The organism is Blautia caecimuris (assembly GCF_024622975.1).
GTDB classification, from domain to species: Bacteria; Bacillota; Clostridia; order Lachnospirales; family Lachnospiraceae; genus Blautia_A; species Blautia_A caecimuris.
In genome coordinates, this window is the sequence record NZ_JANJZT010000053.1 from 1 (window position 1) to 11,456 (window position 11,456).

Genomic DNA, 11,456 nt, shown 5'->3' on the forward strand with positions numbered 1-11,456 from the left:
CCTCCCATATATAGTACTAATAGGGTTATTTTAAAACATCTTTTTTATTCATTGGTGCTATATATAGTACGAGTGACAATTTGTTACATTTATTCGACGGTTTATGTCAGAAGGTTAGAAAAGTCTTTTGTAAGCGATATAATTGCTATAAAAAAGCAAGGAGTGTATAATGAGTTATGAACAAAAGAATATTTACCTCAGAATCAGTAACAGAAGGACATCCGGACAAAATGTGTGATGCCATATCAGATGCCATATTAGATGCACTTATGGAAAAGGATCCGATGAGCAGAGTGGCCTGTGAGACTGCAATTACAACGGGGATGGTATTAGTGATGGGAGAAATTACAACCAATGCGTATATAGATATACAGCAGGTGGTGAGAGAAACCATCAAAGAAATTGGTTATGACAATGGAGATTATGGATTTGATGCACATACCTGTGCCGTCTTAACGGCAATTGATGAGCAGTCATCAGATATTGCTTTGGGCGTGAATAAGGCATTGGAAGCAAAAGAACACAAAATGTCAGAAGAAGAACTTGATGCAATTGGTGCTGGGGATCAGGGTATGATGTTTGGTTACGCATGTGATGAAACGAATGAATTTATGCCATATCCAATTTCGTTGGCACACAAATTGACTCGTCAGCTTACGCAGGTCCGTAAAGATGGTTTGTTGAATTATTTAAGACCGGACGGTAAGAGCCAGGTTACTGTAGAATATGATGAAGCAGGTATTCCGCACCGGTTGGATGCAGTGGTTCTGTCAACACAGCATGATCCAGATGTGACACAGGAGCAGATTCACGAAGATATAAAAAAATATGTATTGGGACCGATTATTCCAACAGAACTGGTAGATGAGAATACAAAATTTTTCATCAACCCAACAGGACGTTTTGTCATCGGAGGACCTCACGGAGATAGTGGAGTAACAGGACGCAAGATTATTGTAGATACATACGGTGGTATGGCACGGCATGGCGGCGGAGCTTTTTCTGGAAAAGACTGTACGAAAGTAGATCGTTCTGCATCTTATGCTGCTCGTTATGTTGCGAAGAATATTGTGGCTGCAGGTCTGGCAAAAAAATGTGAAATTCAGTTGTCTTACGCAATTGGGGTGGCTCATCCGACCTCTATTATGGTAGACACCTTTGGAAGTGGGAAAATTTCAGATGAGAGTCTGGTAGAGATGATAAGAAGAGAATTCGATCTGCGACCAGCAGGAATCATTCAGATGTTGGATCTCCGCCGTCCGATCTATAAACAGACGGCAGCCTATGGACATTTTGGAAGAAACGATCTCAACCTTCCATGGGAAAGATTAGATAAGGTAGAAGAACTGAAAAAATATTTGAAATAATTTATTAGGAGGAAACGTATGGGAAGATACAAAAAGCGAATCTCAAGAATTGTGACGATTGCGATGCTGTTTACATTTCTGGTAGGAAATTCTAATATGGTATATGCTATGGGAGCAACACAAGTTGGATATGCGAGTAAATATATCACAGTGAAAGGGAATAATATGCATCTTGCTTTGTATGGAAAATTGGATGCAAGTGGAGAAACATTTGCAGATGAAGGAAAAACCACATTGGTGATGATGCCGGCTCTGGGAGTTCCATCACCGCATATCTACTTCAAACCTCTGGCACAATCTTTAGATGAGAGTTTTAACATAGTGATTGTAGAGCCGTTTGGATATGGGCTTAGTGATGGTGCATCGACTGCTCGAACTGTAGATAATATCAATGATGAATTGAATACTGCACTGGACACCATGGGAATTAAGCAGTGCGTATTGCTGGTACATTCAATTTCTGGAGTATATGGACTCAACTTTGTACAGAATTATCCGGAAAAAGTAAAAGGATTCATTGCCGTTGATAATACAGTATATGATGAAGAACTGGCAGAGGCTATGGAAATGGAAAAGAAATATATGCTGCAGGAAATTGATGAATTTCAGAAAATCAAGAATTCCTTTTCTTCTTTGGAAGAATTCCAGACGGCATTGAAAACAGATCCAGATAAATATGGGGCAGCATTACCACAGGTTTCCGGGTACACTTATACGGAGAGTGATAGGGAGGAATACATTCAGGCATATTCTTTAAGCAGCAACGATACGATTAGAAATGAAGTGAACGGGATGGATCAATCATTACTCTCTATAAAGAATAAAAAATTCCCATCGGCACTTCCTGTATTAACCATGATTTCTTCAGAGAATGTACAAAATGTTCCGGCATGGGAGACTGCTCATAGAAATCAATTGGATTTAGAATCTGGTAATCACCAGTTATATATTGTAAATGGAGGACATTATATCTGGTATACCAATTTAACGCAGGTTGTACAGCTTATCGATGAATGGAGAATAGAGAATCATTTTTAAAAGGAATCTGTGTGATGAGATTTCTAAATAAGAGAAAACAGAAGGGAAGTGTAGCTTGGGGAAAGTAACTATTTCAACTGTATTGGGATACAAAGAATATGTAGTGGAAAATATAAAAAACATCCGGGGAGAGGATGAAGAAAATTCCGATTTTAGGATTTATCCGGATTATCATAAGATTTATAGAGGACAGACGGAGATCGTCTTAACGAAAGCAGAGTATGAATTGTTTATGCTTTTGTCAGGGAGACCAGGTGTGATATTTACCAAAGAAAAAATTTTTGAGATTCTTTATAACGAGGAATTGCCGGAAAGCATTGATAATATTGTGTACTGTCTGGTATCCAGTATGAGAAAGAAAATTGAACCGGAGCTAAAGCAGTGCCGCTATATTAAAACAGTGAGAGGTGTAGGATATAAGTTTGAAGGAAAAAAGATGGACATCTTTCCAGAATAGTTGATCTGAAGACAGAGGGAATTTTTTAAAACCTCTGTCTTTTTTTGTTGCTTTTTTATGCCATCTTGCGTACAGAAGTAGTGAAAGTCACCTCCCAAAAAGTATGCTTTTTGATGGGAGATGTAATAGGCTATTTTTTTATTTCCAAAAAGTATATAAGAAGGTTTTGAGATATGCCAAAATATTTTAAGACTTTTTGGGAATGTATAAAGGGGGATACGTATGGCATATTATGGGTATCACAGAATCAGTACTAAGGAACAACACTTGGACCGAGGTATTATAGAAATAAAGAGGTTCTGTGAAAATCAGAAAATTAAACTGGAAAGTATTTTTACAGATAAGATAACCGGTAAAAATTTTGACAGACCACGTTATACCGTTCTTGTGGAAGATGTTTTACGGGTAGGGGATACCCTGATTATTACAGAGCTGGACAGACTTGGCAGGAACAAGCAGGAGATTTTAAAGCAGCTACGTTTTTTAGAAGAAAAAGGGGTTCGGGTAATGGTATTGGAACTTCCTACCACGTTGTTTGACCTGTCTCAGATGGAAAATAATCTGGCAAAGATGATGATAGAAACAATCAATAATATGATGATTGAACTCTATGCATCCATGGCACAGGCAGAGATGGAGAAAAAGGAGAAGCGACAAAAGGAAGGTATGGAGGCAAAAAGGCTTCGGGGTGAATGGGATGAAGTAGGAAGACCACGGGCTATAGAACAGGAAAAGTTTAACCAGGAATTTATGAGGGTGGTACAAAAGAAGGTAACACCGACACAACTGCAGCGGGAGTTGGGGTTAACTTCTTCTACCTATTATCGGTATCGGAAAAACTTTTATGAAAATTTTCCGGAATTTCTTCAATCTGTATAGGGGTGAGGTAATTACTAAGTAAAAGAAAAATTTAAGGAGGCAGATGTTATGAGTGAACACAGAGAAGGAACATTGTTTTATGATACTGAAACAGGGAGGTATGATATACGTTTTGATTTGGAATCTTTTTATGGAGGACTACATTGCGGGGAATGTTTCGATGTAAAAGTGAAAGATGTTTGGGTTCCGGTCCGAATTGAAATGGGAGATGACTGGTATCTGGTTGGACTGAACGTGTCGAGATTAGATGGACTGAGAGTACGTATGTAAATAGGAGGATAAGCCTGATGAGGGGAAGCGCAATGAGAGAAAGTGTTACGGATGTTCGCATTATACTGGAATGCTTACAGGAAGCATATCAAATGGAAGGAGATATGGTACGGTCCGGGAAAAATATTCATGCGACTATGATATATCCATTTGTCCGTATGCTGCAAGAAAAGTGTAGGGATTTAACAGAGGAACAGATACATAAGACACTTTGGAAAGAATATGAGCTTTCAGGGGCGGACAGGATGTTTGTGGAGAGGGCTTCAAAGATTTTGGAGCCATACGAAGGGGAATCAGAAGATGAGAAATAGTACAATGGAATACAAAGTGAATCAAGCCTATGAAGAACTAAAGCGTTTAATACAGTGGCATCCGGATAGTGAAGAAAAATTTTTACAGAAAATGGTATGTTTATTGTTACCTGGAAAAAGAAAATGTTGGCCAGAGGCTATCTGTGATTTGAGGCAATCTTTTGAAGCTGAGCAGGAGATGATATTTGTTGAAAAATATAGAGGAAAACTGGAATGGCTGGATAGTATTTCTTTGGCAGAACTACAAAGAAAGATAGGAGAAATTTATTTTGTTGATCATTACAAGATGATAGCGGATCAATTCCTATACAAAAAGGATTTTGAAACTTCCTTATTTTTGAGAATTGCAATGGAAACAGGGATAAGAAGTGCAGATATTCCATGTATAGAATGGTCCTGTATGCATGGAAAAACTGTTATTTTGGAAGAAACCAAAAGAGGAGATTTGTACAAAAAACTTAATGGAACGTTCCCTAAGATTTCGGTTCAGTCGTTGCGGATTATGAAGTTATTATATAGGAAGCAAGGAAAAATATTTACAAAATCAAAAGAGTACTATGTTCGCAAAATTTCATGTGCATGGGGAATTCCTGGGTTTCATGTCCATAGCTTTCGGAATTATAGGAGAAAGATAGAGAGGGGAATTTCAGCAGGGGTACAAGTTCCAAGGATAATTCCATTATAAAGAACGTGTTAGATAAGAAAAATTTATAGGATGTTATTGGAGCTGATTATGTAAATGGTAAATAAAGGTAGCATTTCGGCAGTAAATTGCGATTACTGCCGAAATGCTACGATAAGGTGGTGAAAAATATGGGGTGAATAAATTGTTGGATGAAGGAAGAAAGAATTACTCATGTAGAAAGAAACGCATACTGTAGCTTTCAGTAGTATTGCATCTCGTGGAAAGGCAGGTGCGAAGGAATATCCGCTTTATGTAAAAGGAATTCGTGATCTATGGGGGAACATTTATGCAGAAAACTACAGCACGGAAATTGCTGCTGTGAGAGTCATGGTTGCCGGAATGTAAAGGGCGTTATATGGACATAAAAAGAGCCGACCAAAACTGGGCGGCTCGAAGTATTTGTGGTTGTTTATGCTTTCTTAGGCATAGGGATGTCAAAATTTTTTAGTGTTTCAATTAAGGATAGAATCGCATCTGAGTTTTTCTTAAATTGTGTTTGAAAATCTTCTGTAATCTCATAGTGCAGATACAGCGAGATCAAGATAGCATTCCATATTCGGAGCATGGTCTTTTCCGATAGGTGCTCCTCCAGAAAGCGTAGATGCTTGCAGAGTGTTGCCTGCGTTTTTGTCCAGGTAAAGAAATAGTCATCTTTTAGTGGAATGTTGAAATCATGAAACCATTCTCGAACTGTATGTATTTCCAATCCGTCTCCGCATTCCGGATTATTAAAGATATATCCAACAGACATTTCTTCCGGATTTTCCGGAAAATTACTATCGGCAGGAAGGGCAAGATACCGGCCAATTGGAAACATGGCACAGACTGTCGGTTTTACATCGTGTACCAAACATTTTCGATCTTTTAATAGCGGGCAACGTTTCACACTTCCTTGTGGTTTCAGGCGTACTACGGGGAAACGGGAGTTAGATCCAATATAGGTTTCACAATATTGTTCCAAGGCATTCTCTGGTGTAATCTGAAATTTTTTTGCTATGTTAAACAGATCTTTCGGGGATAAGAGGATATCCTCCCGGTGGATGCAACATTTTCCGCATTGAGTACAATGAAATACAAATATATCATCGAGACCGATTTCTTCATATCCTAATTGTTCTTTTAATTCTTTTATTGAATTCATATTATTGTCCTCCTAAATAAAAAAGAGACCACTTGGGAAGTAGTCTCTTCGTAAACATAAACTTAATTAAATTTGTATTGTTCCAATAAATAAATAGGCAATGTTTCTGTTTTACCGTCTATACCACCTTTGGTTGCTCCCTTTAAATAAAGAAGCTTATCTGCTTTTCCTTGAGCCAGAGCTTTCTGGGCAGTAGAAGCAGTACCTTTTCCAGCTTTGACTTCTATTAAATAGCGGGTGGAAGAGGATAGGCTTTGTGCTACAAAGTCAATTTCTCCGCCACGGTAGGTAGCAAAAGCAGGGGTTTCAAAGGAAATTTCCTGTGGAAAATCCTGGCGTTTCTTCAGGTTGATATAGACATAATTTTCATTTAATGTGCCTGCAAGTACACGGGAATCGGTACCGGTACGTGTCAGATAATAGTTTGCCAGCCCCATATCCATGAAGTAGCAGCGGCTTGCGGACTTAAAATCCAGAATATCCATTTCTGTTATTTTGGCACAGAATCCGATGATTCCGGAAAAGTACAGCCAGCTAATGGCACGGTTGCAGGTAGCCTTTGAAATATTGCTGGAGTAGTCTTTGGTTACCAGTTTTTGCAATTCTTCACTGATGCTGTCTTCTGAAAATCCTTTCTTTTCACGATTTAAAATACGGCAGATGGAAAAGAAAATATGGGTAAACACTTTGGTATCTAAAATATCCGTAAAATAGCGAATGGATTCATTGGTAAAGGTATCAATGATTTTTACGAGTTCGCCTTGAGCTTTTACGATGTTCCGGTTTTCCAGATAGTTTTCGACCACTTTGGGATAGCCACCAATCTGGCAGTACAGCTCATAGGTTTCCTTTAAGCGATCATAGACCTCTGCCCTAGAAGGAACAAAAGGTATTTTTTTATAATCTTCATACAGGTTTTGGTCATAGGCCATCAAAAATTCCTCAAAAGAAAGTGTGTAGATAGTAAGCTTTGTGACATCACCACTGGAATAACGAAATTCTGGATCATAAATCCGTCCAAGATAGCTTCCAGTGATGATGAAATGGGCTTTAAAGTGACGTGTAAACTCCCGGATACGGTTATAAATTTCGGAAGACTCCTGGATTTCGTCAATAATGATGACGGTATCTTCAGAATCAATAAAGTCCGGTTCATATAACTGGAAGGCATCGTGGAGAGGATGCTCCCGCCGTTTTGTTCCAGGTGTCCAGTCGGTTGCCTGTTTATAACATTCCATAAACTGTTTGCCGCTTAATTCAAACAGGTTAATATAAATTTTGTGTTTGTAGTTTTCGTCAGCGAATTTCTGTATCAGGTAGGTTTTTCCAACCTGACGGGCTCCACCGACTTCCAGGGTACTATGACCTCCTTCATTTTTCCAATCCAGAAGACGGTCATAGACAAAACGCTTCAGATACATAAGCACAAATCCTTTCTTTAAAATCTATCTTTCATTATAGCAAAATATTTGCAGTTCATACAGTGCAAAATTGGATAAATTATGTTTTAACATTCAAATTGAAGCTTTGCACGTATATCCATAAGAATTTTGCCAAGATGATTTTCGCCATGACCATTTACAGAACCCCAAAAGTAATCTCCCCAGTTGTTTTCTTCAACAAGGTGACAATTCCCAGTAGCAAGTAATGCTTTACATAGGGTAGGATTCTGCATGAATTTGCACATACAAATTTCATACATGTACATAAGCTTTACACTTTCCCAGTCTGAACGGAGCTGCACTTCTCTTCCCAGTTTTTTTGCATCTTTTGGATTCCTTAATTTGGTAAATTGAAGCTGTTCTTTAGGTGAAAGGGTCTTTTGTGCCTGGAAAGCAGCCTCATTATTTGCATACCAGTAGCCCCGGTAATATATCCGGGAAGGATAGAAGTTACTAAGAAAAGCGTATGCTCCATGAAAGTGGTCAATTGTTTGCTGGTAATGATTCGAATAGGTATTAATAAACATGTAATCCCTTCTTTCTTATACAAAAAAAGGAACCGCTTATGGCAAGCAGTTCCTTCTTAAACATATTTTTTCGTTTGTTATTTGCTTATTTGTGCTTCTTCTTGTTCTTCGTAATAGCGGTCTGCAATATAGCCAGCAGATTCCGCCCAAAGAGTATTTTCTGTATTTTGCAGGGCTTTGTAAGTTTTTGAGTGATAAAATTTGCCCATGGCATCCGGAAAGGAAAGATTACTCTTTTCCATAATAATATCGACAACATCCCGGATCTGAATATACAGATTCATTGAAATATCTTTCCCGTTAAAAAAATATTTACCTTCCATGTTTTACATATCCTTTCGAGATTCAAATACCAGATGTTCCAGTGCTTCAATTGATAGCATCTCTATATCTGATTGAATACTCATATACGTTATCCCTCCATTTGCTTTCATTATATCAAAAAAGAAGGTGCTTTCCAACGGTAAAATAATTATAAATAAAAAGTCGCAAAAGATGTTTGAAATGGGGCATTCACCCCATTTCACTATCCCCAGACTTCGCCCATGATTTCCACAAGAAAATCATCTAATGGAAAATCGGGAGGAAGTAATTCACCAAACGTTTCTTGAATTTCTTGGATAACTTCCGTATAAGAAGAATACGCCTGTGAAAATAAGTGGGAAGAATTTTTAAGTTCAATGATATAAAATTCTTCTCCTGGATTTAAGTCCAGTTCTTCCTGATCTTTGATCCTCCATACCGTCATAGACTCGGCAGTGCCATAACGACAGCCATCAAGTTTCTCACAAAGATATTCCTGAAAGGCTAAGAGTGATTCTGGATCAGAGAACTCTTTGTATAAATCAGGAAAAACTTCCTCTGTATATTGAAGGATAAGATTAGCAGCCTCTTCTGTAATAAGAAATCCATAGATATGAAAAACGGATGTAATGATACTCATAGATTTCTCCTTACGCAATCATTTCAAGAAACTCATCTTCAGATAAAATCTTAATGCCGAGAGACTGGGCTTTTGCTAATTTACTTCCAGCTTTTTCCCCACAAATCAGATAATCTGTCTTTTTTGTGACAGAACTGCCGGCTTTTGCTCCAAGCTCAATAATTTTGGAGTTGATTTCATCCCTTGTAAAATGAGCAAGTTTTCCTGTTGCAACGATAGTACATCCTGTAAATACATTTTCTTTCATCATAGTGTTCATTTCCTTTCTTTCTTCAAATATAAGTTCTTTTTGGAGTTCGTGCCAGAGAATTAAATTATTTTCATCAGAGAACCAGTCATGGATATTCTGATTCAGAGTATCACCAAAGTCATCTAACTGGGTGAAATCATAGTTACCAGAGGCAGCGTCAAAAAATCCCTGCAGACTGCCGTGGAATACTGTATCCAAAATCTTGCTTTTGGTCCTTCCGACCATAGGAATATCCATGGAAACCAGGAATCGGACAAAGGTAGTATTTCGGCTGGAAGTAATAGAATTCCATAATCTTTCAAAGGATTTTTTACCGAAACCTTCCAACTGTAAGATTTCTTCCTGATGTTCGTTTAGATGGTAAATATCCGGAAATGTCTGGAGATAACCCAAAGTCAGGAATTTTTCCAAGGTAGTTTCGGAGAGTCCCTCGATGTTCATTGCTTTTTTTCCAACGAAATGTGTAAAGCGTTTTCGGATCTGGCTATCACAGTTGGGATTGTCACAATGCACCGTTTCAATGAGACGCCCATCATTTCCTTTTCTTTGATAGATACGAGTCTGAGAACCACAGCATGGACATACTGGGGGAACTGCATCTACGTAATGACCACGTTCCAGATTTTCTTCAATATGAGGAATGATCATATTGCGTTTTGATACAGAAATTCTACAACCTGGCACCAATTCTAATTCTTTGATAAAGGTCAGATTGTGAAGGGTTGCTCTGGAAACAGAGCATCCGTCAATTTCCACAGGGTCAAAAATTCCCACTGGTGCAATTTCTCCGAAACGGGTGGGTGTCCATTCTATATTGCGAAGAGTGGTTTCGTAAGTTTCGTCTTCAAACTTAAAAGCCAGTCCATCTTTATAATGATGTCCGGTACGCCCGCATTTTTTGGAATAGTCCAGACTGTCGAAAATCATTACAATTCCGTCAATAGGCAGATGTTTTTTGCCTGCCAGATCAGTCAGACTTTCAATATACTGGTTTACAAGATCCAAGGTTAAAGGCTTGGTTGCAGCAATATAAGGACAAGGCTGAAAGCCATAGTCAAACAGGCTGGAAATTTTCATAGATCTGCTGTCTGGAAAGAGAAATGGAGAGTCCAGACCTTCCAGAACATTAAAAGGCATAAAGTGCAGACAGCGTCCTGCACAATTTGCCGGATCAAGACTTCGCACAGAGCCAGAAGCCAGATTTCGCCCATTTTTGTAAGGTTCTCCTTTTCCATCTCGGAGGGTTTCTTTTAAACGCTCAAAGTCATTGGTTGGGATGAAGGATTCTCCAACAATCACCAGCCGGCCTTTATATGGAATTGAGAGAGGGACATCAACGTATGCAGGGATGTTATGGGTGATAAGTTCCCCAATTTCTCCGTCGCCACGCGTGGAAGCCTCTACAAGTGTTCCATTTTCGTAGACCAATTTAGTCGTTAATCCGTCCAACTTCAGCATAAACAGAACTGGCTGCTTACCGGCAAAACTTATCAAGTCCTGTACCTGCTTTGTCTTATCTAAAGAGAGCAAAGGGACCGGATGCTTTACTTTGGGAAGTTCACTGATGGGAGTATAGCCTACGGTTTGTGTCGGTGAATTGGATAAGACAAAGCCTGTCTGCTTTTCTAATTCCACTAATTCATCGAAGATTCGGTCATATTCCGCATCACTGATGTTCGGACTGTTCTCATTATAATAAGCGTTACGCTGTAAATTCAGATAGTCCACCAGTTGTTTGATTTTTTCCACGTTTGATAATTCATTAGAGTGGTTCATTTTATTCTTGTCTCCTTTTCTATGGTATAGTTGTAATTCTTATTTGTTCCGGTTTTTCTTCCTCCTTTCTTTGCGTTCAGGCATAAAAAAAGAGAATGACACGGATGTTCATTCTCTAATGCGTGCAGTTTCCTGCAAAATAAAAAAAGCCAGAAGTCCCTGCTGGTAGCGTGGTATACTTCTGACACTTTTACAAACCTAAACTGCGTGCGTATATCCTTTCCGGATGACACAAATAATAATTACATAGTAAGTGTAACACTATATGTAGTATGTGTCAATATAAAAACACTACTTGAGTTTCCGCAGTTTTATCCACAGTCACCTGTTTTGTAATATATCATTATAAACAACTTTTAAAAAATGCCTA

The 11,456-nt window shown here is 38.5% G+C and carries 13 protein-coding genes; 7 read left to right on the forward strand and 6 right to left on the reverse strand.

Annotation, left to right across the window (positions count from 1 at the left end):
* Positions 1-176 precede the first annotated feature (176 nt).
* The 7 genes from metK to NSA57_RS18445 all read left to right on the forward strand — a co-directional run bounded on the left by metK (position 177) and on the right by NSA57_RS18445 (position 5,007).
* The gene (gene metK / locus NSA57_RS18415; protein WP_257465737.1) at positions 177-1,367 is read left to right on the forward strand and encodes a methionine adenosyltransferase; all 1,191 of its coding nucleotides are present in this window, start codon (positions 177-179) and stop codon (positions 1,365-1,367) included.
* 18 nt (positions 1,368-1,385) lie between these two features.
* Positions 1,386-2,405, forward strand: a complete 1,020-nt coding sequence (locus NSA57_RS18420) for an alpha/beta fold hydrolase (RefSeq protein WP_257465738.1) — start codon at positions 1,386-1,388, stop codon at positions 2,403-2,405.
* Positions 2,406-2,460: 55 nt separating this feature from the next.
* Positions 2,461-2,862 carry a winged helix-turn-helix domain-containing protein gene (locus NSA57_RS18425; RefSeq protein WP_025579072.1) on the forward strand — a complete coding sequence of 134 codons (402 nt, stop codon included), beginning with the start codon at positions 2,461-2,463 and terminating at the stop codon, positions 2,860-2,862.
* A gap of 222 nt (positions 2,863-3,084) precedes the next feature.
* On the forward strand, positions 3,085-3,741 hold the full coding sequence (locus tag NSA57_RS18430) for a recombinase family protein (protein WP_004842188.1): 657 nt from the start codon (positions 3,085-3,087) through the stop codon (positions 3,739-3,741).
* Between the two features lie 48 nt (positions 3,742-3,789).
* Positions 3,790-4,011, forward strand: coding sequence for a DUF5348 domain-containing protein (locus NSA57_RS18435; protein ID WP_004842190.1), 222 nt, complete (start codon positions 3,790-3,792; stop codon positions 4,009-4,011).
* Positions 4,012-4,028: 17 nt separating this feature from the next.
* Complete coding sequence (locus NSA57_RS18440) at positions 4,029-4,322, forward strand: hypothetical protein (protein WP_172538622.1); 294 nt, start codon at positions 4,029-4,031, stop codon at positions 4,320-4,322.
* Entirely contained in the window at positions 4,312-5,007 is a 696-nt protein-coding gene (locus NSA57_RS18445) for a hypothetical protein (RefSeq protein WP_172538621.1), read from the forward strand. Before NSA57_RS18440 ends, NSA57_RS18445 begins: the two co-directional genes overlap by 11 nt.
* 409 nt (positions 5,008-5,416) lie before the next feature.
* Here the strand turns inward: NSA57_RS18445 and NSA57_RS18450 are convergent, their stop codons facing one another.
* From NSA57_RS18450 to ligA, 6 genes are all read right to left on the reverse strand, one after another.
* Positions 5,417-6,148 carry a YkgJ family cysteine cluster protein gene (locus tag NSA57_RS18450; RefSeq protein WP_257465739.1) on the reverse strand — a complete coding sequence of 244 codons (732 nt, stop codon included), beginning with the start codon at positions 6,146-6,148 and terminating at the stop codon, positions 5,417-5,419.
* Positions 6,149-6,210: 62 nt separating this feature from the next.
* Entirely contained in the window at positions 6,211-7,569 is a 1,359-nt protein-coding gene (locus NSA57_RS18455; RefSeq protein ID WP_172538619.1) for an ATP-binding protein, read from the reverse strand.
* 86 nt (positions 7,570-7,655) lie between these two features.
* Positions 7,656-8,117 carry a riboflavin biosynthesis intermediates N-glycosidase gene (locus tag NSA57_RS18460; protein WP_172538618.1) on the reverse strand — a complete coding sequence of 154 codons (462 nt, stop codon included), beginning with the start codon at positions 8,115-8,117 and terminating at the stop codon, positions 7,656-7,658.
* A gap of 77 nt (positions 8,118-8,194) precedes the next feature.
* Complete coding sequence (locus tag NSA57_RS18465) at positions 8,195-8,440, reverse strand: hypothetical protein (RefSeq protein WP_172538617.1); 246 nt, start codon at positions 8,438-8,440, stop codon at positions 8,195-8,197.
* A 203-nt stretch (positions 8,441-8,643) separates the two neighbouring features.
* Positions 8,644-9,060 carry a hypothetical protein gene (locus NSA57_RS18470; RefSeq protein WP_172538616.1) on the reverse strand — a complete coding sequence of 139 codons (417 nt, stop codon included), beginning with the start codon at positions 9,058-9,060 and terminating at the stop codon, positions 8,644-8,646.
* Between the two features lie 10 nt (positions 9,061-9,070).
* Complete coding sequence (gene ligA, locus NSA57_RS18475) at positions 9,071-11,086, reverse strand: NAD-dependent DNA ligase LigA (protein WP_257465740.1); 2,016 nt, start codon at positions 11,084-11,086, stop codon at positions 9,071-9,073.
* Positions 11,087-11,456: the final 370 nt, after the last annotated feature.

Excerpts from the sequence above, each read along its gene's own strand:
- metK (WP_257465737.1), top strand. The coding sequence starts at position 177 with ATGAACAAAAGAATATTTACCTCAGAATCAGTAACAGAAGGACATCCG.
- NSA57_RS18420 (WP_257465738.1), top strand. The coding sequence starts at position 1,386 with ATGGGAAGATACAAAAAGCGAATCTCAAGAATTGTGACGATTGCGATG.
- NSA57_RS18430 (WP_004842188.1), top strand. The coding sequence starts at position 3,085 with ATGGCATATTATGGGTATCACAGAATCAGTACTAAGGAACAACACTTG.
- NSA57_RS18435 (WP_004842190.1), top strand. The coding sequence starts at position 3,790 with ATGAGTGAACACAGAGAAGGAACATTGTTTTATGATACTGAAACAGGG.
- NSA57_RS18440 (WP_172538622.1), top strand. The coding sequence starts at position 4,029 with ATGAGGGGAAGCGCAATGAGAGAAAGTGTTACGGATGTTCGCATTATA.
- NSA57_RS18445 (WP_172538621.1), top strand. The coding sequence starts at position 4,312 with ATGAGAAATAGTACAATGGAATACAAAGTGAATCAAGCCTATGAAGAA.
- NSA57_RS18450 (WP_257465739.1), bottom strand. The coding sequence starts at position 6,148 with ATGAATTCAATAAAAGAATTAAAAGAACAATTAGGATATGAAGAAATC.
- NSA57_RS18455 (WP_172538619.1), bottom strand. The coding sequence starts at position 7,569 with ATGTATCTGAAGCGTTTTGTCTATGACCGTCTTCTGGATTGGAAAAAT.
- NSA57_RS18460 (WP_172538618.1), bottom strand. The coding sequence starts at position 8,117 with ATGTTTATTAATACCTATTCGAATCATTACCAGCAAACAATTGACCAC.
- NSA57_RS18465 (WP_172538617.1), bottom strand. The coding sequence starts at position 8,440 with ATGGAAGGTAAATATTTTTTTAACGGGAAAGATATTTCAATGAATCTG.
- NSA57_RS18470 (WP_172538616.1), bottom strand. The coding sequence starts at position 9,060 with ATGAGTATCATTACATCCGTTTTTCATATCTATGGATTTCTTATTACA.
- ligA (WP_257465740.1), bottom strand. The coding sequence starts at position 11,086 with ATGAACCACTCTAATGAATTATCAAACGTGGAAAAAATCAAACAACTG.